This window comes from Microbacterium sp. Leaf161 (assembly GCF_001423645.1).
Taxonomy (GTDB): domain Bacteria; phylum Actinomycetota; class Actinomycetes; order Actinomycetales; family Microbacteriaceae; genus Microbacterium; species Microbacterium forte.
In genome coordinates this window covers 2,397,081-2,419,687 of the sequence record NZ_LMOW01000001.1, presented here as the reverse complement: position 1 = coordinate 2,419,687, position 22,607 = coordinate 2,397,081, and the positions used below count along the sequence as shown (strand labels likewise).

At 68.1% G+C, this 22,607-nt stretch carries 19 protein-coding genes; 13 read left to right on the top strand and 6 right to left on the bottom strand.

Annotated elements, in window-relative coordinates; genetic code table 11:
• Nucleotides 1-3: 3 nt before the first annotated feature.
• The 4 genes from ASF87_RS11505 to ASF87_RS11490 are packed head-to-tail and all read left to right on the top strand — an operon-like array spanning nucleotide 4 to nucleotide 5,296.
• Nucleotides 4-1,470: a hypothetical protein gene (locus ASF87_RS11505; protein WP_200933726.1), complete on the top strand. Its 1,467-nt coding sequence runs from the start codon at nucleotides 4-6 to the stop codon at nucleotides 1,468-1,470.
• Nucleotides 1,467-2,891 carry a DUF2252 domain-containing protein gene (locus ASF87_RS11500; RefSeq protein WP_056376012.1) on the top strand — a complete coding sequence of 475 codons (1,425 nt, stop codon included), beginning with the start codon at nucleotides 1,467-1,469 and terminating at the stop codon, nucleotides 2,889-2,891. Before ASF87_RS11505 ends, ASF87_RS11500 begins: the two co-directional genes overlap by 4 nt.
• Nucleotides 2,892-2,900: 9 nt before the next feature.
• Entirely contained in the window at nucleotides 2,901-3,677 is a 777-nt protein-coding gene (locus ASF87_RS11495) for an ion channel (RefSeq protein WP_235558931.1), read from the top strand.
• Complete coding sequence (locus tag ASF87_RS11490; RefSeq protein WP_235558930.1) at nucleotides 3,674-5,296, top strand: MFS transporter; 1,623 nt, start codon at nucleotides 3,674-3,676, stop codon at nucleotides 5,294-5,296. The genes ASF87_RS11495 and ASF87_RS11490 overlap by 4 nt, the downstream gene beginning before the upstream one ends.
• Nucleotides 5,297-5,361: 65 nt before the next feature.
• On the opposite strand, the gene ASF87_RS11485 is transcribed toward ASF87_RS11490, so the two are convergent.
• Nucleotides 5,362-6,345: a LacI family DNA-binding transcriptional regulator gene (locus tag ASF87_RS11485; RefSeq protein WP_082508904.1), complete on the bottom strand. Its 984-nt coding sequence runs from the start codon at nucleotides 6,343-6,345 to the stop codon at nucleotides 5,362-5,364.
• Nucleotides 6,346-6,505: 160 nt separating this feature from the next.
• Between ASF87_RS11485 and ASF87_RS11480 the strand changes: the two genes are divergently transcribed.
• The 5 genes from ASF87_RS11480 (at nucleotide 6,506) to ASF87_RS17515 (ending at nucleotide 11,947) form a co-directional block, all read left to right on the top strand.
• Nucleotides 6,506-7,423, top strand: a complete 918-nt coding sequence (locus ASF87_RS11480; protein WP_056376008.1) for a carbohydrate ABC transporter permease — start codon at nucleotides 6,506-6,508, stop codon at nucleotides 7,421-7,423.
• A gap of 46 nt (nucleotides 7,424-7,469) precedes the next feature.
• Nucleotides 7,470-8,315, top strand: a complete 846-nt coding sequence (locus ASF87_RS11475) for a carbohydrate ABC transporter permease (protein WP_056376478.1) — start codon at nucleotides 7,470-7,472, stop codon at nucleotides 8,313-8,315.
• A gap of 67 nt (nucleotides 8,316-8,382) precedes the next feature.
• Complete coding sequence (locus ASF87_RS11470; protein WP_056376006.1) at nucleotides 8,383-9,738, top strand: ABC transporter substrate-binding protein; 1,356 nt, start codon at nucleotides 8,383-8,385, stop codon at nucleotides 9,736-9,738.
• A gap of 64 nt (nucleotides 9,739-9,802) precedes the next feature.
• Nucleotides 9,803-11,545: a glycoside hydrolase family 35 protein gene (locus ASF87_RS11465; protein ID WP_056376004.1), complete on the top strand. Its 1,743-nt coding sequence runs from the start codon at nucleotides 9,803-9,805 to the stop codon at nucleotides 11,543-11,545.
• Nucleotides 11,546-11,581: 36 nt separating this feature from the next.
• The gene (locus tag ASF87_RS17515; RefSeq protein WP_082508903.1) at nucleotides 11,582-11,947 is read left to right on the top strand and encodes an HNH endonuclease; all 366 of its coding nucleotides are present in this window, start codon (nucleotides 11,582-11,584) and stop codon (nucleotides 11,945-11,947) included.
• Here ASF87_RS17515 and ASF87_RS11460 read toward each other — a convergent pair.
• Entirely contained in the window at nucleotides 11,861-12,478 is a 618-nt protein-coding gene (locus tag ASF87_RS11460; protein WP_200933725.1) for a GAF domain-containing protein, read from the bottom strand. The two genes, ASF87_RS17515 and ASF87_RS11460, sit on opposite strands and share 87 nt — an antisense overlap.
• Complete coding sequence (locus tag ASF87_RS11455; protein WP_056376477.1) at nucleotides 12,475-12,972, bottom strand: metallophosphoesterase family protein; 498 nt, start codon at nucleotides 12,970-12,972, stop codon at nucleotides 12,475-12,477. The genes ASF87_RS11460 and ASF87_RS11455 overlap by 4 nt, the downstream gene beginning before the upstream one ends.
• Nucleotides 12,973-13,120: 148 nt before the next feature.
• On the opposite strand from ASF87_RS11455, the gene ASF87_RS11450 reads away from it, so the two are divergent.
• On the top strand, nucleotides 13,121-14,581 hold the full coding sequence (locus ASF87_RS11450; protein WP_056376002.1) for an MFS transporter: 1,461 nt from the start codon (nucleotides 13,121-13,123) through the stop codon (nucleotides 14,579-14,581).
• A 75-nt stretch (nucleotides 14,582-14,656) separates the two neighbouring features.
• Here ASF87_RS11450 and ASF87_RS11445 read toward each other — a convergent pair whose 3' ends face one another.
• Nucleotides 14,657-15,688: a S66 family peptidase gene (locus tag ASF87_RS11445; RefSeq protein WP_056376000.1), complete on the bottom strand. Its 1,032-nt coding sequence runs from the start codon at nucleotides 15,686-15,688 to the stop codon at nucleotides 14,657-14,659.
• Nucleotides 15,689-15,781: 93 nt separating this feature from the next.
• On the opposite strand from ASF87_RS11445, the gene ASF87_RS11440 reads away from it, so the two are divergent.
• Together ASF87_RS11440 and ASF87_RS11435 are read left to right on the top strand one after the other, a co-directional pair.
• Nucleotides 15,782-15,988 carry a transcriptional regulator gene (locus ASF87_RS11440; protein WP_082508849.1) on the top strand — a complete coding sequence of 69 codons (207 nt, stop codon included), beginning with the start codon at nucleotides 15,782-15,784 and terminating at the stop codon, nucleotides 15,986-15,988.
• A gap of 78 nt (nucleotides 15,989-16,066) precedes the next feature.
• Nucleotides 16,067-17,950: an ABC transporter ATP-binding protein gene (locus tag ASF87_RS11435; RefSeq protein WP_056375998.1), complete on the top strand. Its 1,884-nt coding sequence runs from the start codon at nucleotides 16,067-16,069 to the stop codon at nucleotides 17,948-17,950.
• A gap of 151 nt (nucleotides 17,951-18,101) precedes the next feature.
• On the opposite strand, the gene ASF87_RS11430 is transcribed toward ASF87_RS11435, so the two are convergent.
• Entirely contained in the window at nucleotides 18,102-19,964 is a 1,863-nt protein-coding gene (locus ASF87_RS11430; RefSeq protein WP_056375996.1) for a phosphoenolpyruvate carboxykinase (GTP), read from the bottom strand.
• Nucleotides 19,965-20,073: 109 nt separating this feature from the next.
• On the opposite strand from ASF87_RS11430, the gene ASF87_RS11425 reads away from it, so the two are divergent.
• Complete coding sequence (locus ASF87_RS11425) at nucleotides 20,074-21,516, top strand: XRE family transcriptional regulator (RefSeq protein ID WP_056375995.1); 1,443 nt, start codon at nucleotides 20,074-20,076, stop codon at nucleotides 21,514-21,516.
• 21 nt (nucleotides 21,517-21,537) lie between these two features.
• Here the strand turns inward: ASF87_RS11425 and ASF87_RS11420 are convergent, their stop codons facing one another.
• A complete protein-coding gene (locus ASF87_RS11420; protein ID WP_056375993.1) occupies nucleotides 21,538-22,584 on the bottom strand; it encodes a winged helix DNA-binding domain-containing protein in 1,047 nt (348 codons plus the stop codon).
• Nucleotides 22,585-22,607: the final 23 nt, after the last annotated feature.

The window sequence follows — 22,607 nt, the reverse complement described above, 5'->3', positions numbered from 1 at the left end:
CCCATGGCACGGTCCACGGTCCAGGAGCTGCAGCGGCGCCTCGCTGCCCTCGAAGCCGAGAACAGCGCGCTCCGCGGCGGCATCCCGGCGGTCGCCCCCGCCCCGACGCCCGGTCCGGTCGAGTCGCGCCGCCGATCCCGCGGGCGGGGACGCACCCTCTCGGCGACCGTCCTCATCGTGCTGGGTGCGCTCATCGCACCCGTCGCCCTGGTGGCCGCCTGGGGCAACGTGCAGCTCACCGACACCGACCGGTTCGTCGCGAGCTACTCCGTGCTCGCGAGCGATCCTGCGGTGCGGTCCGCGGTCACCGATCAGGTGGTCGAGGCGATCGAGGGGCAGGTGGACATACCGACCCTCACCACGGACGTGATCGACGGCGTCATCGAGCTCGGCACCGGCCCCGCGGCGACTCGCGCGCTGGAGCTGCTCAAGGGCCCAGCCGCCCAGGGACTCCAATCGCTCGTGGGCACCGTGGTCGAGCGCTTCGTCGAGTCCGAGGCGTTCGCGAACGTCTGGGCATCCGCGCTTCGCATCAGCCACTCGCAGGTGGTGTCCGCGCTGCAGAACGATCCCGATGCGACCATCGCGCTCGGGTCCGACGGCACGATCGGGATCCAGCTGGCGCCGATCATCGACGCCGCGAAGGACGTGCTCGTCGACCAGGGCGTCGGGTTCGCGGCATCGATCCCGACGGTCGATCGCACCATCACCGTCGCGCAGGTCGACTCCCTCGCGTCCGTCCAGCTCGCCTACGAGCTCATGGTGGCGGCCGGGCTGTGGCTGCCCTGGGTGGCGATCCTCTTCCTCGCCGCCGGGGTGGTCGTCGCGCGACGACGCTCGGTCGCGCTGGTGACCGCGGCGCTCTCCCTCGGTCTCGTGATGCTGATCGTGCTCGCGGGCCTCGCCGTCGGCAGGGTGTTCTTCGACGCGGCCCTGCGCAGCAACGGCATCCCGGCGGATGCCGGCGGCGCGATCTACGAACTGGTCGGCGGCGCCATGCGCGACACCGCCGTGGCCGTGCTCGTGCTCGCACTCGTCACCGCCGTGGTCGCGTGGTTCGCCGGCCCCTTCGACGTTCCTCGACGACTTCGAGCCGTCGTCCACGGGGGTGCCGCCTCGCTACGCGGCACCCTGGAGCGGCGCGGTCTGAGCACCGGGCGCGTCGGCGCGTGGCTGCACTCGCGACGCGCTCTTTTGAGGGGCGTGATCATCGTGGCGGGTGCGGCGGTCGTGTTGCTCGTGCGGCCGCTCAGCCCCGCGCTCGTGCTGTGGACACTGGCGCTGTCGCTCCTCGCCGTCCTGATACTCGAGGTGGTCGAACGTCCGCCGTCGGATGATGCCGATGCCGATGCCGATGCCGATGCCGATGTCATCGATGTCGTGCCGTCCGAGGACGACGCGCTCCACGACGTCGCGGGTGAGAAGGCGGCCCTCGCCCCCGCCGACCCCCTTGGTCCGGCCAGCTCATGACCCGGCCGGCTGAGGTCGCGAAGCCGTTCGCAGAGCGACGCGAGAAAGGACGCGCCGCTCGATCGCGGGTGCCTCGGGCGCATCTCGGTGCGTGGTCACCGGCCCCGGACCGGCCGGACCCCGTCGCGCTGCTGGAGGAGCAGGGACGGTCACGGGTTCAGGAGCTCACGCCGGTGCGGTGCGCACGGATGGCGGTGTCGCCGCTCGCCTTCTACCGCGGCGCGGCGCTGCTCATGGCATCGGATCTCGCCTCCTCCGAGCACACCGGGATCATCGCGCAGCTCTGCGGAGACGCGCACCTGTCGAACTTCGGCCTGTTCAGCACCCCGGAGCGGCACCTGATCTTCGATATCAACGACTTCGACGAGACGCTTCCCGGCCCGTTCGAATGGGATGTGAAACGGCTCGCCGCGAGCTTCGCGGTGGCCGGCAGGCAACGCGGATTCAGCGCCGAGGAGGAGCGCGCCTGCATCGTGGCCGCGGCGCACGGCTACCGGACGGCGATGAGGAGGGCAGCGACGTCGAGAGTGCTCGATGCCTGGTACGACCGACTCGACGCAGAGCGTGCGAGAGCGTCGATCCGCCAGGCGCAGCTCGACCAGCTGGTGGGAGACGAGGAGGTGCGTCGGCTGGACGCGACGATCGAGAAGGCGCGAAAACGCGATCATCGGAAGGCCTTCAAGAAGCTGGTGCGCATCGTCGACGGCCGCCTGCGCATCGTCGCGGCGCCGCCGTTGATCGTCCCCGTCGAGGATCTCATCCGCGAAGCGGGGCGTGCCGCAGACGAAGCGGATGTCATGCATCAGGTGCTCGGCGCGTATCGGACGACGCTCGTCGGCGAACGCCATCCGTTCGCCGAGTACCGGTACCGTCATATGGCGCGAAAGGTGGTCGGTGTCGGAAGCGTCGGGACGCGAGCCTGGGTGATCCTCTTCAGCGGGCGCGACGACGACGACCCGCTGCTCCTCCAGGCCAAGGAGGCGCAGGCGTCCGTCCTCGAGCGTTTCCTCGGTCCGAGCGAGTTCGACGACCACGCAGAGCGCGTCGTGCGGGGGCAGCGACTGATGCAGGCATCCAGCGACATCTTCCTCGGATGGCAATCCGTGGTCGGCCTCGACGGGCAGCACCGTGACTTCTACATCCGGCAGCTGCAGGACGGGAAAGGAGGCATCGATCCGGAGACGATGAGCGTGCGGGGTGCGACCCTATATGCGCGGATCTGCGGCGAGACACTGGCGCGAGCCCACTCCCGATCCGGCGACCGGGTGCAGATCGCGGGGTATCTGGGGCGGAGCGACACGTTCGAGGAGGCGATCGCGGACTTCGCCGTCGCCTACGCGGATCAGAACCACAGTGACTTCCTGGCGCTGAAGGCAGCTCTGGCGTCGGGGCGTCTGCCGAACGAGCACGGAACCGTGTGAGGCGCCTCCATGGAATCCGGAGACACGATGCGTGAGCCTTCGCCCCTCGGCTCACACGTCGCGAGACAGGTGGTCGGCCGGCCGTCCGGGTACTGGCTCGTGCTCGCACTCCTCGTGCTCAGCTATGTGCTGTGCGCCGCTCAGGGGACGACCGACCCGAGCCCACCGGCGTTCGTGCTGCAGCTGGTCACCGTCGCCGTCGTGCTTCGAGTGACCGAGGCGCATACTCGGGTGCAGCGCATCGCCTGGATCGTGCTCGCGGCGGCAGGCATCGCCGCGGTCGTGGTGTCGGTGTTCGACCTCAAGGGACACGCCCTCGACATCTCGCTGTCCGCCGCTTCGATGCTCGCCTTCCTCATCGCGCCGGTCGCGATCATCCGACACCAGGTGCGGCGCCGGGGCCTGGACGCCGAGGCTCTGCTCGCCGCGATCTCGGCGTACGCCCTGGTGGGCATGTTCTTCGCCCTGGTCTACAACCTCGTCGCACTTCTGACCGTCGCGCCGACCTTCGGCCCGACGGTCGTCGACTCGCTCTCGAGCCAGCTGTTCTTCTCGTTCACCACCCTCACGACCACCGGCTACGGCAACATCGTGCCGGCGAGCCCCACCGTGCAGGGGATCGCCGTCGCCGAGGCGATCACAGGGCAGCTATTCCTGATCACGGCCGTGGCGCGGATCATGCGCGGAAACCGCCGTCCCGCGTACGAGACAGCTCCCGCACCCGCAGCTGCACCCGCACCTGCACCCGCACCTGCACCCGCACCCGCGCCCGAGGAGACCTCGTGAAGAAGTGGAACGTCGTCATCGTCCTCGGCTCCGCGCAGTTCGTCATGGTGCTCGACGGAACGGTCATGAACGTATCGATCTCGACGGTCGTGAGTGATCTCGACACGTCCGTGACGGCGATGCAGGCGGCGATCACGTTCTACACCCTGACGATGGCGGCGTTCATGCTCCTCGGCGCCAAGCTCGGCGATGTGTGGGGACGACGCCGCGCCTTCGTGATCGGCTCGTGCGTCTACGCCGCAGGCTCCCTCATCACCGCGCTGAGTCCGTCCGTGGGGTTCCTCTTCCTCGGCTGGTCGATCATCGAGGGGCTGGGCGCGGTGCTGGTGATCCCCGCGATCGCCGCACTCGTCGCCGACAACTACCGAGGTGCTGAGCGCGTCACCGCCTTCGCCGTCATCGGCGCCGTGTCGGGTGCGGCGGTCGCGGCCGGTCCGCTCATCGGCGGGGCGGTGACCACGTACTCCAGCTGGCGGTTCGTCTTCGTCGCCGAGGTGGTGATCATGCTGGGCGTCGTCCTGTGCGCTCGCATCATCACCGACTCCACCCCACGGCAGAGCATCCGCATCGATATCGGCAGCGTCCTGCTGTCTTCGGCCGGCCTCGTCCTGATCGTCTTCGGCATGCTGCAGAGCAAGACCTGGGGATGGGTGGTCCCCCTGTACACGCCGGAGATCGCGGGCGTCCCCATCGCGCCCCTCGGCGTCTCTCTGACGACCTGGTGCATCGCGCTCGGAGCCGCTCTGATCGCGCTCTTCATCAGCTGGCAACGACGGCTGATGCGCGACGGCCGCTCTCCTCTCATGCAACCGGATCTGTTCTCCATCACGACTCTGCGCAGCGGGCTCTCGGTGCTCGGCGCCCAGTACGCCGTGACGGCCGGGCTGTTCTTCATGGTCCCGGTGTACCTGCAGATGACGCTCGGATACGACGCGCTCGAGACGGGCCTCAAGATCTTCCCGCTCTCGGTCTCGCTGATCCTCTTCTCGATCGTCGGCACCGCGCTGTCCCGCAGGTGGTCCCCTCGCCGCATCGTGAGAGTAGGGCAGTCGACCCTCGTGCTCAGCGCCGTGCTGCTGCTCGGTGCGGTGACCGAGGACCTCCGCGGCGGTCTGTTCGCGGCCGGCATGTTCCTCGCCGGCAGCGCCCTGGGGCTCCTTGCCTCGCAGCTCGGCAATGTCAACATGTCGAGCGTCGGTGAGAAGGACACGAGCGAGGTCGGCGGGCTGCAGGGCGTCTTCCAGAATCTGGGCTCATCGCTCGGAACCGCGCTGATCGGATCGCTCCTGATCGGAGCGCTGTCGACCTCCTTCGCGTCGGGCGTCGCCGCGAGCGATCTTCCGAGCGACGTGCGCGAGACCGTGAGCGCTGCGACGGACCGCGGCGTCACGGTGGTGCCCGCAGCCGACGTCGCCGGGATCGGCGAGGCGGCCGGCCTCAGCGACGACGACTCGAGCGAACTCGCCGACATCTACCGAGAGTCGCAGCTCTCGTCGCTGCGCGTGTCGTTCGTGGGACTGATCCTGATCAGCTTGCTGTCGATCCTGTTCTCACGCGGCATCCCGGCGCACGTGTCGATCCGGCGAAGAGAAAGCACCGGCGCGGCCGAGAAGTCCTGACCGCCGGCGCACCCGCTGCGCAGTCAGGCGTGAGGTGGGCGCGGTCAGGCGTGAGGTGGGCGCGGTCAGGCGCGAGGTGGGGCCGTGCTCTCCCGGACGACGAGCTCGGTGCCGACCAGGGGAGTCTGCGTGCGCTCTCCCCCGTCGAGCTCGGCGAGCAGCGCGTCGACCGCGAGTGCGCCGACCTTCTCAGGATGCTGCTGCACGGTGGTCAGCGGCGGCCACAGCTGCGCGGCATCCGGCAGGCCGTCGAAGCCGACCACGCTGACGTCCCCCGGAATATCGCGACCGGCTTCACGGAAGGCCCGCACGACGCCGATCGCCATCTGGTCGTTCGCGGCGAAGACCGCGGTGACGGCATCGTCGTCACGCAGCCGGAGCCCCGCGCGGTAGCCGGACTCGGCAGACCAGTCGCCTTGCAGCGGCTCGGGCGCGACGACCCCGCGGGATTCGAGGGTGCGCCGCCAGGATTCGCGACGACGTTCGGCGGAGTACGACTTCGCCGGACCTGCGATATGCCAGACGGTCGTGTGGCCGAGGTCGAGCAGATGCTCGGTCGCGAGCCGCGCGCCCTGCGCCTGGTCGGTGTCGACGAAGGGATGACTCGCTCCACGGTTGGAGTCGACCAGCACGACGGGCAGCCCGTCGGGGATCTCCACCTCGGCCTCATCGAGCTGGTGCGCCTCGATCACGATGATGATGCCGTCGACCGCGTGCTCCTCGAGGCGTCGGAAGGCGCCAGCAACGGTGTCACGGGCGCTGGACTCCACCGGGATCAGCGTCAACGCGTACCCCATCTGCGAGGCGCGCACCGCGATCGCATCGAGGGTGCGCTGGTTGCCGTATGAGCTGAAGGAGAACATGATCACGCCGATCGCGCGGAATCGGCCGGAGCGCAGAGCGCGGGCTGCGCTGTTGGGCCGATAGCCGAGCCGTTGCATGGCGTCCTCGACGCGCTCCCTGGTGGCGGCGCCGACGTAGCCGCGCGCGTTCACGACCCTCGAGACGGTCTGCCCGGAGACTCCGGCCTCTCGGGCCACGTCCTCCATGGAGGGGTCTCGCCGCCGCTGCGGCGGCTCTGCCGACTGTTCCGAGGTCACGAGCATTCATCCATTCATGTGTTGACGTTGACACACTAGCAGCGCATCGAATATGTTGACGTTGACACACGGCGCTGTGAGCGCCCGATCTCTAAGAAGGTTCTCGTCAATGACGACTCAAGATTCCGCAGCCCTGGCGGACCACGGCATCCGCCGGCGTGAAAAGCGCGACTGGAAGGGATGGGCCTTCGTCGGCCCGTTCATGGTCGTGTTCGCCCTGGTGTTCCTCACACCGCTCGCCTACGCGCTGTACCTCAGCTTCTTCCAGGAGAAGCTGATCGGGGGCACCGCGTTCGTCGGGTTCGACAACTACGTGCGCGCCCTCACCGACCCGCAGTTCTGGGAGGCGTTCGGCCGCGTCGTGCTGTTCCTCGTCGTGCAGGTGCCGATCATGCTGGTCCTGGCCCTCGCCGCGGCCCTGGCACTCGACAGCGCGCGCCTGCGCGGAGCATCCTTCTTCCGCATCCTGATCTTCCTGCCCTATGCGGTGCCCGCCGTCGTGGCGGTGCTCATGTGGGGTTACATCTACGGCGACCAGTTCGGTCTGACATCGAACTTCAACGATCTGCTCGGCAGCGACCTCATCACCCCGTTCGCGCGGGAGTGGATCCTGGTCTCGATCGGAAACATCGTGACGTGGCAGTTCGTCGGCTACAACATGCTGATCTTCTACTCCTCGCTGAAGACGATCCCGACCGACATGTACGAGGCGGCGTCGCTCGACGGAGCAGGCGCCTGGCGCACGATCTTCTCGATCAAGATCCCCAACGTCCGCGGTGCTCTCGTGATCGCCACGATCTTCTCGATCATCGGCAGCTTCCAGATCTTCAACGAGCCCAACATCCTGCGACCTCTGGCACCGAACGTGATCACGACGTACTTCACACCCAACATGTACGCGTACAACCTCTCGTTCGCCGGACAGCAGTTCAACTACGCCGCGACGATCGCCATCATCATGGGCGTCATCACCGCAGTGATCGCCTACGTCGTGCAACTGCGCGGCTCGAAGTCGGAGGTGCGCTGACATGGCACTCCCCCTCGCCCGCCCCTCGCAGAAGCGCCACGATCTGATGAATCCGCGCAAGTCCAAGACGCTGCTCATCGTGATGGTCGCGTACGCGCTGTATACGCTCGTGCCGCTCGTCTGGCTGCTGTTCAGCTCGACGAAGACGCAGTCGGGACTCTTCAGCTCGTTCGGTCTGTGGTTCTCCGACGACTTCGCGTTCTTCGACAACCTCGTGGCCACGTTCTCGTACCAGGACGGCATCTTCCTGCGCTGGCTCGGCAACACGCTGCTGTACGTGGTCGTCGGAGCCGGTGGTGCGACCCTGCTGGCGACCATGGCCGGCTACGGACTCGCGAAATACCGCTTCCCCGGCCGCCGCGCCGTGTTCGCCGTCGTGCTCGGTGCAGTCGCCGTGCCGGGCACCGCACTGGCCGTGCCGACCTTCCTGCTCTTCAGCGAGCTGGGGCTCACCAACACACCCTGGGCCGTCATCATCCCCTCGCTGATCAGCCCGTTCGGCCTGTATCTGATCTGGGTCTTCGCCTCGGATTCGGTGCCGACCGAGCTGCTCGAGGCGGCGCGCATCGACGGCGCCGGTGAGTTCCGCACCTTCTTCACCATCTCGATGCGACTGCTCGCACCCGGAATCGTGACGGTCACCCTCTTCACCGTGGTCGCGACCTGGAACAACTACTTCCTTCCGCTGATCATGCTGTCCGACCCCGACTGGTACCCGCTCACCGTCGGCCTCAACCAGTGGAGCAACCAGGCGATCGGCGCGGGGTCGCAGCCGATCTACAACCTCGTGATCATGGGTTCGCTCCTCACCATCATCCCGATCGTCATCGCCTTCCTGCTGCTGCAGAGGTTCTGGCAGTCAGGTCTCACCGCCGGAAGCGTCAAGCAGTAGCCCCGGCATCCCTCCGCACCGCACACGTCGGTCCGATGCTGGACCGCACCCCCGAAAGGACACAGCAATGAAGCACCTTCCCTCACCCGCCGCACGGCGCACCCTCACGGTGCTCGCGGCCGGAACCGTGGCAGCGCTGGCGCTGGCCGGCTGCAGCACCGGCGACACCGGCTCCGGCGGCGCTGCCGGCGACGGCTCGTTCGACTCCGTCGAGGCCGCTCTCGAGAAGGGCGGCGAGATCACGTACTGGTCGTGGACCCCCTCGGCCGAAGCCCAGGTCGAGGCGTTCGAGAAGGAGTACCCCAACGTCACGGTGAACGTGGTCAACGCGGGCACCAACAACGAGGAGTACACCAAGCTGCAGAACGCCATCAAGGCGGGCTCCGGCGCCCCCGACGTCGTGCAGATCGAGTACTACGCCTTCCCCCAGTTCGCCCTCACCGATGCGTTCGTCGATCTCTCGCAGTACGGCTTCGCCGACTTCGAGGACGACTACACCGCCTCGACGTGGAACTCCGTCACCGACGGCGACGCCATCTACGGACTGCCGCAGGACTCCGGCCCCATGGCGCTGTTCTACAACAAGTCCGTGTTCGACGCCGCGGGCGTCACGGTGCCCACCACCTGGGACGAGTACTACGAGGCGGCGAAGGCGATCCACGCCGCGAACCCGAACGCCTACATCACGAACGACACCGGCGACGCCGGCTTCGCGACCTCGATGATCTGGCAGGCCGGCGGCAAGCCGTTCGAGACCTCCGGCACGGATGTCACGATCGACCTGCAGGACGACGGTTCGAAGAAGTGGACCGAGAACTGGAACCGCCTCGTCGAGGAGGATCTGCTCGCCCCCTACGGCAGCTGGAGCGATGAGTGGTTCCGTGCTCTCGGCGACGGCAGCCTCGCCACCCTCGTGATCGGCGCCTGGATGCCCGGCAACCTGATCACCGGCGCTCCCGACGGAGCCGGAGACTGGCGCGTCGCGCCGATGCCGACCTACGACGGCACCCCGGCGACGGCGGAGAACGGCGGCGGCGGCCAGGCCGTGACCACGCAGAGCAAGAACCCGGAGCTCGCAGCCGGCTTCCTGTGGTGGCTGAACAACTCGGAGGACAGCATCTCGACCTTCCTCGAGTCGGGCGGATTCCCGTCGACCACAGCCGAGCTCTCGAGCGAGGAGTTCCTCGCCGACGCTCCCGAGTACTTCGGCGGGCAGAAGATCAACGAGGTCCTCGCCGCTGCGGCCGACGACGTCGTCGAAGGCTGGAGCTACCTGCCCTACCAGGTCTACGGCAACAGCATCTTCGGCGACACCGTGGGCCAGTCGTACCAGAACGGCACCGACCTGAACGAGGGGCTGGTGACCTGGCAGGACGCGCTGGTCGAGTACGGCAACTCGCAGGGCTTCGCCGTCAACAAGTAATCGCACGTCCGGGCCGGACGGGGACTCCCTCCCCGTCCGGCCCTCCCATCGAAAGCACCACATCGTGACCTCCTTCTCCATCGGCGAGACCGACTTTCTCCGCGCGGGGCTCCCCCACCAGGTGATCGCCGGCGCCATCCACTACTTCCGGGTGCACCCCGACCAGTGGCAGGACCGCATCCGCAAGGCCCGCCTGATGGGGCTCAACACGATCGAGACATACGTGGCCTGGAACGCTCACGAACCCCGCCGGGGCGAGTGGGATGCCACGGGGTGGAACGACCTGGGGCGCTTCCTCGACCTGATCCAGGCAGAGGGCATGGACGCGATCGTCCGCCCCGGCCCCTACATCTGCGCCGAGTGGCACAACGGCGGTCTGCCGAACTGGCTCACCGCCGGCGAGCGCGAGCTGCGCTCCTCCGAACCCACTTTCCTGGCCGATGTAAGCGAGTACCTGCGACGTGTCTACGAGATCGTCGCTCCGCGGCAGATCGACCGCGGTGGCTCGGTCGTGCTCGTGCAGATCGAGAACGAATACGGCGCGTACGGCTCCGACAAGGCCTACCTCCAGGCGCTCGTCGCGCTGACCCGCGAGTCGGGCATCACGGTGCCCCTCACCACCGTCGACCAGCCCACCGACCAGATGCTCGACGACGGCAGCCTTCCCGAGCTGCACAAGACCGGTTCCTTCGGCTCGCGCAGCGCGGAGCGCCTCGCGACCCTGCGCAGCCACCAGCCCACGGGTCCGCTGATGTGCTCGGAGTTCTGGGACGGATGGTTCGACTGGTGGGGCGGCGTGCATCACACCACCGAGGTCACGGCGGCGGCCGCCGACCTCGACGAGCTGCTCGCTGCCGGCGCGTCGGTCAACATCTACATGTTCCACGGCGGCACGAACTTCGGCCTCACGAACGGCGCCAACCACAAGGGGCGCTACCTGCCGATCGTCACGTCGTACGACTACGACGCGCCTCTGGACGAGGCCGGGAACCCGACCGCGAAGTTCTTCGCGTTCCGCGACGTCATCGCGAAGTACGCCCCGGTGCCGGATGAGCTTCCGGCCGCGGCCGGCCCCGCGCCGGTCCTCTCGGTGCCGCTGAGCGCGGCGGGCCCATGGGCGGATGCTGTGACGAGCGCCCCCGCGTCATCAGAGCCCCTCACGTTCGACGAGCTGGAGCACCTGAGCGCCCTGGTCCGCTACGACGTCTCCCTGCCCGAGGGCCGGGGCGGGCAGCTCGTTCTCGAGGAGGTTCGCGACCTCGCCTGGGTGAGCGTCGACGGTCAGCCCGTCGGCACGCTCTCGCGCACACGTCATGACCGTTCTCTGCGCATCCCCGCGGGGCGTACGCTCAGCATCCTCGTCGAAGAGGGCGGCAGGGTGAACTACGACCACCGTCTCGGCGAGCAGAAGGGCCTCATCGGAGCTCCTTCGCTCGACGGTGTTGCGCTGACCGGCTGGCACTCGACACCGCTCGACGTCGCGGCCCTGGCTGCGGAGATCGGATCCCGCGCCGCGGAGTCGTCTGTCGCGGCGACGACCGGCCCATCGGCGTGGGTGGCGGACTTCGACCTCGGCTCCCCCGCAGACCTGTTCCTCGACACCGCCGCCTGGTGCAAGGGCTACGCGTTCGTCAACGGCTTCTTCCTCGGTCGATACTGGCGAAACGGCCCGCAGCGCACCCTTTTCGTGCCCGCGCCCGCCACGAAGACGGGAGCGAACCGACTCGTCGTCCTCGAACTCGAGCATCTGCTCGACGCGACCGCCGATTTCGTCCCGTCGCTCGACCTCGGCGACACCGAGGAATAGCCTTCCGGGGGCCACTCGACCCGGTACCGTGTGTCTGTGCCGCGTCGAAGGTTCTCCACTCCCTCACCTGCCGCTCGCGCGCGCTATGCCAAGCGGCGCCAGGGCCGCGTGGCGCGGGCGGACAACGACCTCACCGTCGAGCAGTGGGCTTCGCTGCGAGAGGCCTGGGGAGGATGCGCGTATTGCGGAGCGGGCGACATCGCACTGCAACGCGATTGCGTGATGCCGATCTCGCGCGGCGGGCGATACACGGTCGAGAACGTGGTTCCTGCGTGCGGGTCGTGCAATGCGAGCAAGCGCAACGACGAGGTCACGTCATGGATGCGACGCAAGCGACTCGACGAACGGGCGTTCCTCACCCGATACGACGCGATCCTCCGCGAGCTGCGCCAGACCGACTGAACCGCCTCGCTCACGGCTCCTCCGGGACTTCCATACGGCTGCCGTGAGACGAGCGGCGTCGGCTCGGGTGATGCTCTGCCAGTTGCGACCGCCGCGCGCGAAGGTCTCGTGCACTCCGGAAGGCACCGCGGCCGCCTCGACCGGACGATCGAGCCAGTCGCACGCGCGCACGTGCACGAGGTCGACATCTCGTGCGCCGGCCGAGGCGTCGTAGCGCCACGGTCCGGTGATCCGTCCCAGCCACAGGAAGCCATCGGCGTCGCGCGTCCAGACGAACACGCCCTCGGCGACCGATGCGAACCGCTCGAGTCGGCGTGCCATCCGTTCTCCGTAGACCGCGTCCACCGCGGCGAGCGCATCGGCGATCGAGTGCGGTGCGTCGTCGAGTCTGCCGCCCATTCCGCACACGCCGAGCTCCAGCGCCCGCTCGACAGCCGGTCCGTCGCTCACGTCGTCGTCGCGCGAGCGCATCGGAGCGCGGTATACCGAGGGAACCGCAGCGTCGTCGCTTCCGCGAGGTGGGGTGCTCATACGAGCGGCACCAGCGTGACATCGATTCGCCGCTCGTCGATCGTGACCGACATCATCGTGCACACCGGCTGGCGGCGGCGGTCCGTCGGCGAACCCGGGTTGAGCAGACGCATCCCAGACGGGGCGACGGTGTCCCACGGGATGTGCGAGTGCCCGAACACGAGCAGATCCACGCCGGGGAACGCGGCATCCATCCGCTCCTCGCGCTTCTGCCGCTGGCCGGTCTCGTGCACCACCGCCACCTCGGCCTGTTCGACCGTGAAGCGAGCGATCTCGGGCAGGCGCTCGCGCAGATCGGGGCCGTCATTGTTGCCGTAGACGCCATGCAGGACCCGCGCACGGGACTCGAGCAGGTCCAGCGTCGCGAGGTCGACCCAGTCGCCCGCGTGGATCACGATGTCGGCGTCGTCGGCCGCCCGCAGCACCGCCTCGGGAAGCCGCTTCGCCCGCTTCGGAACGTGGGTGTCGGCGATCAGCAGCAGTCTCGTCGTCACGGTCTTCCCCTCGCCCTTGGGCATCAGCATCCGCCTCCGACTCTACGCACGCGTGCCCGGCGAACGTCATGCGCACCCAGCAAACGTTCAGGAAGGCGTAGGATCTCTCGGTGCCTTGGTATACCGGGCCATGGATCTAAGGAGCAGCATGAGTACGACCACAGCGCCCGCGAATCCGCGCTCGCGCGTCATCACGGCGAGCCTCGTCGGCACCACGATCGAGTTCTACGACTTCTACGCGTATGCGACAGCGGCCGTGCTCGTCTTCCCGGTGCTCTTCTTCCCCACGGGCAACGACACCACTTCTCTGCTGTCGTCGTTCGCGGTGTTCGGTGCGGCGATGGTCGCCCGCCCGATCGGCGCGGTGGTCTTCGGTCACTTCGGCGACAAGTTCGGCCGCAAGGCCACGCTCGTCGCCTCTCTGCTCACGATGGGCATCGCGACGTTCATCATCGGGCTTCTACCCACGTTCCAGCAGATCGGCTGGTGGGCAGCTCTCCTGCTGCTCATCCTGCGTCTCGCTCAGGGTTTCGCACTCGGCGGCGAGTGGTCGGGGGCCGCGCTGGTCGCCACCGAGAACGCACCCCGGGGCAAGCGCGCCTGGTACGGCACGTTCCCGCAGCTGGGAGCGCCGCTCGGCTTCATCATCGCCAACTTCCTCTTCCTCGGCATCAACTGGCTGCTGCCGCACTCCGAGAACCCCGCGCTCAAGTCCGAAGCCTTCCTGTCGTGGGGCTGGCGCATCCCGTTCCTCTTCTCTGCCGTCATGGTCATCATCGGCCTGTGGGTCCGACTCAAGCTCGTCGAGTCCGACACCTTCAAGAAGGCCGAGAAGAAGGGGGCGATCCGCAAGCTGCCCCTCGCGACCGTGTTCCGCCACCACTGGAAGCAGCTGATCCTCGGCACGTTCATCATGCTGGCGACCTATGTGCTGTTCTACCTGATGACGAACTTCACCCTGGCGTACGGCACCAAGCCGGCCACGCTCGAGACGGCGTCCGCCGCCGCGCAGGCCGCTGCCGAGGCGACGGGCAAGGACTTCGACGCGTCGGCCTTCGCCGCGCAGTTCTATCCGGGTCTCGGATTCGCCTACACCGACTTCGTGCTGATGCAGATCGTCGGCGTGGTGTTCTTCGGCATCTTCACCCTGCTCTCCGGGCCGATCGCCGATTCGATCGGCCGACGCAAGCTGCTCCTGTGGGTCACCGGGCTCATCATCGTGTTCGGCTTCACGTTCAACGCCTTCCTGCTGCCTGCGATGGACCCGAAGTTCACGGGCGCACTCGCGCAGGCGTTCCTCGTGTTCGGGTTCATGCTCATGGGCGCGACGTTCGGTCCGATGGGCGCGCTGCTTCCCGAGCTGTTCCCGACGAACGTCCGCTACACGGGCTCCGCGATCTCGTACAACGTCTCCTCGATCCTCGGCGCCGCAGTGGCCCCGCTCATCGCGCTGTGGCTCTGGGAACTCGGCGACGGCGCCCCGTGGCTCGTCGGTCTCTACCTGTCGGCGATGGGAGTGCTGACGTTCATCGCGCTGCTCCTGTCGAAGGAGACGAAGGACAACGACTACGAAGAGGATCTCGGAGTCGCGGCAGCCGTCGAACTCTGACACGTCACCTCACGCGAAAGGGCGGCACCTCCTCGGGGGTGCCGCCCTTTCGGGTGCTCGGGGTGGTCGTCGGGCTCAGTAGGAGGCGGTGACCGTGCGCGTCGACCCGTCGAGCACCATCGTCCCTCCGTAGGGAACGATCCACTGGGGCCGCGTGTGACCGAACGGCACACCCACGCAGACGACCGCATCGGGGTTGTACCGCGAGACCGTCTCGATCACGGCGTCTCGCTGCGCCGCGCGCAGCGCATCGGCCTCTGCCGGCGACGGCAGGAATTCGAAGTCGCTCACCGGCGGACGCGCGACGACCACGCCCGCGACGGCATCGAGGATCCCGCGCTCTCCCAACCCACGCATCCAGCGTGCCACCCAGCTCGCCGGCGGACGCTCCTCGCTGGTCTCCAGCAGCAGGATGCCTCCGCGCAGGTCGTATGTCGTGGGCAGCCGGTCTGCGAGCGCGAGCGCGTCGATGCTCTCCAGACACCCGCCCCACGTGCGTCCCTCGACGCGCGATGCCGGCCCGGCCCAGGCCCACTCATCTGTCGCGATCCGGTCGCCGTACTCAGTGAGCGATAGGGGGTCTGTCCAGCGCCTTCCCACGTCCTCCGACTCGCCTGGTTCGGTGATCTCGACCGTGCCGCCGTCGAGCAGCGCAGCGCGCAGTGAGCGCAGATGCACGTCGTCGACCGCCGGCCCAGGCCCCAGGTGCACCGCCGTGGACCCTCCGTAGTAGCCGCGGATGCCGAGCCCCCACAGCCAGTTGAGGATGTTGGTGTTGTCGCTGTAGCCCAGGAACGGCTTGGGATCGGCCTGAGCAAGTGCGGCGTCGAGGTGCGGCACCACCAGGATCTGGTCATCGCCCCCGATCGTCGCGAGGATCGCGCGGATGCCGGGGTCGGCGAAGGCCGCGTTGACGTCGGCGGCCCGGGCTTCAGGGCTCGCGTCGAGCTGCCTGGTGGTCGGATACTCGACCGGGATCAGTCCGGTCAGCTGCTCGAGTCGCCGGAGAGCCTGCTCGTGGATCTCGGGGGCGACCGCAGGAGCGGCGAAAGCGGGCGACAGGACGGCGACTCGGTCGCCGGGGACAGGTTTCGATGCAGACAGCATCGGCCCAGTCTCGCATCACGCACGCCGCGAGATCCGTCAATTTATGTTGACATCTCCCGCAGCGTCAACCAATATTGACGCTGGAGGTTCCCAATGACCATGAAGACCACGATCGCCCAGGATGACGGCGGCGAGCCGCTGTCCGAGCTCCACCGCCTTGCCGCCCTGCGCAGTGAACTGGCCCGCGCCGAAGAGACCCAGGTGAGACGCGCGCGCAATCTCGGGTACTCGTGGCAGGCGATCGCGAGCTCACTCGGCGTCTCGAAGCAGGCGGCGCACCGCCGATTCGGCAAGCACTGAAACGCATACAGCCCATCCACAGAATCCGTCCTCGCACGAAGTACGGTCGAACTACCCCCTTTCAGAACGAGGTTCCGCATGTCCAGCACGGCGACATCACGCCGACGCGGACGCGGCGCGCAGCACGACGGTCCGCGCGCCACCTTCCGCCAGCTCCTCCCCTTCCTCTTCGAGCACAAGCGCACGCTCATCGTCGTCGCGGTGCTCAGCGTCTTCGGAGCCGCCACGTCGCTCGCCCAACCACTGCTGGTGGGTCAGCTCATCGAAGCCGTGCAGTCCGATCGGGGACTCGGCATCCTGGTCTGGGCCCTCGTCGGTCTCGTGATCGTGTCCTCGATCATCTCCGGATACCAGCACTACCTGCTGCAGCGCACCGGCACCGCGGTCGTGTACTCCAGCAGGCGCAAGCTGATCTCGCGCATCCTGCACCTGCCGATCAGCGAGTTCGACGCCCGACGCACCGGCGACCTGGTGTCGCGCGTCGGCACCGACACGACGCTGCTCTACGCCGTGCTCACGCAGGGACTGGCGGATGCCGTCGGCAGCGCGATCCTGTTCCTCGGCGCTCTCATAGCGATGCTCGTGATCGACCCCGTGCTGCTGCTGCTCATCGTCGTCGTGATCGGCGCCTCGGTCGTCGTCGTCACGGCGCTCAGCGGCCGCATCCGCACGGCATCCACCGCCCAGCAGGAGAAGGTCGGCGAGCTCGCCTCGGGCGTCGAGCGCGCGGTCGGCTCGATCCGCACCGTGCGCGCCTCCGGGGCGACGGAACGCGAGACCGAGACGGTGTCGGCCCTCGCCTCCGAGGCCTACGGCATCGGCGTGCGCATCGCCAAGATCTCTTCACTCGTGGTTCCGATCGCGGGAGTCGCGCTGCAGGTCTCACTGCTCGTCGTGCTCGGCGTCGGCGGCTTCAGGGTCGCGGCCGGCACCATCACCATCGCGTCGCTGATCACGTTCATCCTGTTCCTGTTCATGCTCGTGATGCCGCTCGCGACCACGTTCGGCGCGATCACCTCGGTGAACCAGGCGCTCGGTGCTCTCGGTCGCATCCAGGAAGTGCTGAACCTGCCGATCGAGACCCAGCACGATGCGGAGATCGCCGCATCCTTCCCGCGCGACACCGCCGACCCCCTCGCCCCCGCGATCGAGTTCCGCGACGTGCGCTTCCGCTACCCCGAGAACGTGGTCGCCGCACGCCTGGCGGCCGCGAAGGAGGCGCAGACGCTTCTCGCCGATGCGCACCTCGAGCCGACGGACGACTCGGCTGTCACGGCAGAGCGTGAGGTTCTCCGCGGAGTCTCGTTCGCAGTGCCTCGCGGTGCTCGCGTCGCGCTCGTCGGCCCCAGCGGTGCAGGCAAGAGCACCATCCTCTCCCTCGTCGAGCGCTTCTACGACCCGACGGGCGGGTCGATCCGCCTCTATGGCCACGACTCGCGCACCTATCCGCGCGACGAGCTGCGCGCGCAGTTCGGCTATGTCGAGCAGGATGCCCCCACGCTCGCCGGGACCCTCGGCGACAACCTGCGTCTCGCCTCGCCGAACGCCTCGGATGAGGACTGCGAGCAGGTGCTTCGCGCCGTGAACCTGGGCGACGTGCTCGAGCGCGACCCGCTGGGACTCGAGGCCCCCGTCGGGGAAGACGGCGTGATGCTCTCGGGCGGAGAACGTCAGCGTCTGGCGATCGCCCGCGCACTGCTCACCGATGCGCCGATCCTGCTGCTCGACGAGTCCACGTCGTCTCTCGACGGCGTGAACGAGCAGCGCATGCGCGAAGCCATCGACGCGGTGTCGACCGATCGCACGCTGATCGTCATCGCTCACCGGCTGTCGACCGTCGTCGACAGCGACCTCATCGTGGTGCTGCAGGACGGCGCCGTGGTCGGTCAGGGCACTCACGCCGAGCTGATCGAGTCGACGCCGCTCTACCGCGATCTGGCGCGGCACCAGCTCCTCGCCTGACCAGGGTCACCTCGCGCACACACATGCGCGAAGGCGGGATGTCAGAGACCACTCAGCCATGGGTTCGCCTCAGCCATCCCGCCTTCGCGGTCTGGGGGTAGGGGGATCTGGAGTGTAGAGCGCCGGCTCCCCCGAACCGGCGCCCGGTCTGTCAGGCCTTGTCGAGGCGGTAGCGCAGCGAGGCGAGCTCGGCGCGCAGCGCGGCAGGCACCTTGTCTCCGAAGGTGTCGTAGAACTCCTCGGTGAGGTCGGCCTCGGTCTTCCAGGCTTCGGTGTCGATCGAGAAGAGCTCCTCGAGGTCGGCCTCCGACACGTCGATGCCGTCGAGATTGAGGTCCTCGACCAGCGGCAGGCGACCGATCGGGCTGTCGATCGTCGACACCTCGCCCGACACGCGACGGATGATCCAGTCGACGACGCGCGAGTTGTCGCCGAATCCGGGCCACAGGAAGCGCCCGTCCGAACCGCGACGGAACCAGTTGACCTGGAAGATGCGGGGTGCGCGGTCGAACCGCAGGCCCCGTCCGACCTTCAGCCAGTGGCCGAAGTAGTCGGCCATGTTGTAGCCGCAGAACGGAAGCATCGCGAACGGATCCCGACGCAGTTCGCCGACCGTGCCCTCGGCGGCCGCCGTGCGCTCCGACGAGATGTTGGATCCGAGGAACACGCCATGAGTCCAGTCCGTGGCCTCGACCACGAGCGGCACGTTGGTCGCACGTCGTCCGCCGAAGAGGATGACGTCGAGCGGCACCGCCTCTTCCCAGTCCTCCGAGATCTGCGGGCACTGGGCAGCCGAGACCGTGAAGCGCGAGTTGGGGTGCGCGGCGGGGCGACCGGAGTCCGGCGTCCATGCGTTGCCCTCCCAGTCGGTGAGGTGAGGCGGAGCCTGATCGGTCAGGCCCTCCCACCACACGTCCCCGTCCGGGCGGAGCGCGACGTTCGTGAAGATCGTGTTGCCCCAGAGCGTCTCGACGGCCGTGACGTTGGTCGACTCACCCGTGCCCGGCGCGACGCCGAAGAACCCTGCCTCGGGGTTGATCGCCCAGAGGCGACCGTCTTCGCCCGGCCGGATCCACGCGATGTCATCTCCGAGGGTCTCGACGCGCCACCCCGGAATGGTCGGGCGCAGCATGGCGAGATTCGTCTTGCCGCACGCCGACGGGAACGCCGCAGCCACGTGGTAGGCCTTGCCCTCCGGATCGATCACGCGGATGAGCAGCATGTGCTCGGCCAGCCAGCCCTCGTCACGGGCGATGACCGAGGCGATGCGCAATGCGAAGCACTTCTTGGCGAGGATCGCGTTGCCGCCGTAGCCGGAGCCGAACGAGTAGACCTCGAGCGTCTCCGGGAAGTGCACGATGTACTTGTCGTCGTTGCAGGGCCACTCGACATCGGGCTCTCCCTCCGCGAGCGGTGCCCCGACCGAGTGCACGGTCTTGACCCAGGGCGCGCCCTCGGCGATCTGTCGGGTCACCGCGTCACCGACGCGAGTCATGATGCCGATGGAGGCCACTGCGTAGGCGCTGTCGGTGACCTGGACGCCGATGTGCGAGAGCGGCCCACCGACCGGCCCCATCGAGAACGGCACGACGAACATCGTCCGGCCTCGCATCGAGCCCTCGAAGATCTCGGTCATCTTCTCGCGCATCTGCGCAGGAGGCGCCCAGTTGTTGGTCGGACCGGCATCTTCCTCGTTCTCCGACGAGATGTAGGTGCGGCCCTCGGTGCGGGCGACATCGCTGGGGTGCGAGCGGGCGAGGTACGAACCGGGACGCCACTCGGGGTTGAGCTTGATCAGCTTGCCCTCGTCGACGAGCCCCCGCAGCAGCCAGTCGTTCTCGGCGCGCGAGCCGTCGACCCAGTGGATGGACGCCGGCTGTGTGAGAGCGGCGATCTCATCGACCCAGGCGGCGAGCTCAGCCATCGCAGGGGTGTCATACGTCGGAGCCGTCCCGAAGGTGCGCACAGGTGCGACAGATGATGCTCGAGGGGTGAAGACTTCGGCGATCGCCATGACTACTCCTTTGAAGTGAGGGGCGTTTCCTCCATCTTCTTCTGGTTCGCACCCGACTTTTCGTCATTTCGTACGATAAGAATTGAAGTTCTTTAGCTAGGATCAAGGAATGGCTCCTTCCGGCATCCACCTCGCGACCCTCGGCCACCGAATCAGGCACCACCGCCTCGACAAGGGGTTCACGCTCGATGAGCTGGGCGCGCTCGTCGGCGTAGCGGGTTCGCAGCTGAGCCTGATCGAGAACGGCAAGCGAGAGCCGAAGCTCTCCTTGCTGCAGGCCATCGCGCTGGCCACGGGCACCGAGGTCACCGACCTCATCTCCGGCGAGCCGCCGAACCGACGCGCCGCTCTCGAGATCGAACTCGAGCGCGCCCAGGAGAGCCCGGTGTTCCGGCAGCTCGGCATCGCCCCGGTGCGCGTCACCAAGGGGATGAGCGACGAGACCATCGAGTCGCTGCTCGGCCTGCACCGTGAGCTGCAGCGCCGGGAGCGCGAGGCGATCGCGACTCCCGAAGAGGCCAGGCGCGCGAACACGGAACTGCGCCTGCGGATGCGAGAGCAGAACAACTACCTCGCAGACATCGAGAGGCTTGCTGAGAAGCAGCTGCGGTCGGCCGGTCACGTGCAGGGGGCACTCACGCACCGCACGGTGAGCATCATGGCCGAGAAGCTCGGCTTCGAGCTGATCTACGTCAACGACCTGCCGCATTCGACGCGCTCGGTCACCGACCTCGAGAACGGGCGGATCTACCTGCCGCCGGCGTCGATCCCCGGAGGCCACGGCCTGCGATCCATGGCGCTGCAGGCCATGGCGCACCGCCTGCTCGGCCACACGCCGCCGACCGACTACGCCGACTTCCTGCAGCAGCGGCTCGAGATCAACTACTTCGCCGCCTCGTGCCTGATGCCCGAGACGGCCTCGGTCGCCTTCCTGCAGCAGGCGAAGAAGGACCGCAACCTCGCAGTCGAGGACTTCCGCGATGCGTTCGGCGTGACCCATGAAGCCGCCGGGATGCGCATGACCAACCTGCTCACGCAGCACCTGGGGATGTCGCTGCACTTCCTCCGCGTCGATGCCACCGGCGCGATCACACGCGTCTACGAGAACGACGATCTACCACTGCCGATGGATGTCACCGGCGCCGTCGAGGGGCAGCGGGTGTGTCGCAAGTTCCAGGCACGGGCGGCGTTCACGCAGCAGAACCGCACGAACGAGCACCACCAGTACACCGACACGCCCTCCGGCACGTTCTGGTGCTCGACGCAGACCGGCGCATCGACCGACGGCGAGTTCTCGATCACGGTGGGCGTGCCCTTCGACGACGCCCGCTGGTGGCGCGGACGCGAGACCGCCGACCGCGCGGTCTCCACCTGCCCCGATGAGGCATGCTGCCGCCGCCCCTCCGCCGACCTCACCGACCGGTGGAACGGCAAGGCCTGGCCCAGCGCCCGCGTGCACACGCACATGTTCTCGCCGCTGCCCCGTGGGGCGTTCCCCGGCGTCGACGACAACGAGGTCTACAACTTCCTCGGGCGCCACGCGAGCGAGTGAGCTGAGCCGCGGCAGGCCGGATCAGCCGTCGAGGAATCGGGTGAATCGCGCGAGAGCGCTGCGCACCGCCTCGTCATCGGCATCCGCCACGAAGAGCTCGGGAGCTGAGCCGAGCGAGGCGCTCGCGTGAGTCCAGCATCCGATCACCCGACCGTCAGCGATGATCGTCGCCCGCACCATGCCGTTCTTGCCCGGTCCGACCAGCGCGAGATGCTCGGGCGCGCAGACCGCCGTGCGGTCGGCATACGAGATGTAGTACTCGTCGAAAGCTCCGAGCGCGAGCACGTCGGCGGCCGATGACGAGCGACGGGGGCGAGCGCCCGACACGAACAGGCCCTCCTCGATCTCGACCACCCTGCCCGCGGCTCTGTTGCGCGCTTCTCGCGACCGGCCGAGCGTGAGCCCCGACCACCAGGCGAAGTCGGCGACCCCGACCGGCCCGTGCCCGTCGACGTAGCGCACGAAGAGCTCTGCGAGTGGGTCGTCCGGCACCGCATGCTCGCGGATGTGCTGTTCGACGAGCACGAAGCGCTGCTCGCGGCTCACCCGCTCTCGAGCGACGACCGGTCCCTGGCAGATCAGGCCGTCGAGGGTCAGTTCGCTCAGAAGGTGGATGCCGCGCTGCCCGCTCGGGTCGATGCCGATACCGGAGAAGACCTCGAACATCTCGGCGCGCGTGAGGCCGCCGTCGCTCAGCCGCGGCACCACTGCAGCCACGGCGGCGTCGACCATCGTCCGGTCGATCCCGAGATCGCGTCGCCTGCCTGCCGCCTGCTGGCGCTGTCGGTCGCCGGTCACCGACAGCACCCAGCGCAGATCGCGGGCCGAGATGATGTGCAGGGTTCCGCGCATCGTCCACGCCCGCACCAGCTCTCCCCTGTCGAAGGCGCGATCGACCAGGTGCAGCGTGGGCTCTCTGCGTGTGCGCGCAGCGAGCGCCCAGCGTCCGGCGGTGAAGTCCTGGCTCTGCACCGCGAGCATGTGCGCCGCGGCGTCGGTCACCGAGGCCGCGGGAGCCGTGAGTCGGTGCGAGCGCAGACGCTCGGACAGAAGGGATGCGGACTTCATGCCCTCATCATGCCCGGTGCCGC

What these genes read in the sequence shown, in the direction of transcription:
- ASF87_RS11485 (WP_082508904.1), bottom strand. Translation starts at nt 6,345, where the DNA reads ATGGAGGACGTGGCCCGAGAGGCCGGAGTCTCCGGGCAGACCGTCTCG.
- ASF87_RS11500 (WP_056376012.1), top strand. Translation starts at nt 1,467, where the DNA reads ATGACCCGGCCGGCTGAGGTCGCGAAGCCGTTCGCAGAGCGACGCGAG.
- ASF87_RS11450 (WP_056376002.1), top strand. Translation starts at nt 13,121, where the DNA reads ATGAGTACGACCACAGCGCCCGCGAATCCGCGCTCGCGCGTCATCACG.
- ASF87_RS11505 (WP_200933726.1), top strand. Translation starts at nt 4, where the DNA reads ATGGCACGGTCCACGGTCCAGGAGCTGCAGCGGCGCCTCGCTGCCCTC.
- ASF87_RS11420 (WP_056375993.1), bottom strand. Translation starts at nt 22,584, where the DNA reads ATGAAGTCCGCATCCCTTCTGTCCGAGCGTCTGCGCTCGCACCGACTC.
- ASF87_RS11480 (WP_056376008.1), top strand. Translation starts at nt 6,506, where the DNA reads ATGACGACTCAAGATTCCGCAGCCCTGGCGGACCACGGCATCCGCCGG.
- ASF87_RS11435 (WP_056375998.1), top strand. Translation starts at nt 16,067, where the DNA reads ATGTCCAGCACGGCGACATCACGCCGACGCGGACGCGGCGCGCAGCAC.
- ASF87_RS11445 (WP_056376000.1), bottom strand. Translation starts at nt 15,688, where the DNA reads ATGCTGTCTGCATCGAAACCTGTCCCCGGCGACCGAGTCGCCGTCCTG.
- ASF87_RS11470 (WP_056376006.1), top strand. Translation starts at nt 8,383, where the DNA reads ATGAAGCACCTTCCCTCACCCGCCGCACGGCGCACCCTCACGGTGCTC.
- ASF87_RS11475 (WP_056376478.1), top strand. Translation starts at nt 7,470, where the DNA reads ATGAATCCGCGCAAGTCCAAGACGCTGCTCATCGTGATGGTCGCGTAC.
- ASF87_RS11425 (WP_056375995.1), top strand. Translation starts at nt 20,074, where the DNA reads ATGGCTCCTTCCGGCATCCACCTCGCGACCCTCGGCCACCGAATCAGG.
- ASF87_RS11460 (WP_200933725.1), bottom strand. Translation starts at nt 12,478, where the DNA reads ATGAGCACCCCACCTCGCGGAAGCGACGACGCTGCGGTTCCCTCGGTA.
- ASF87_RS11430 (WP_056375996.1), bottom strand. Translation starts at nt 19,964, where the DNA reads ATGGCGATCGCCGAAGTCTTCACCCCTCGAGCATCATCTGTCGCACCT.
- ASF87_RS11440 (WP_082508849.1), top strand. Translation starts at nt 15,782, where the DNA reads ATGACCATGAAGACCACGATCGCCCAGGATGACGGCGGCGAGCCGCTG.
- ASF87_RS11495 (WP_235558931.1), top strand. Translation starts at nt 2,901, where the DNA reads ATGGAATCCGGAGACACGATGCGTGAGCCTTCGCCCCTCGGCTCACAC.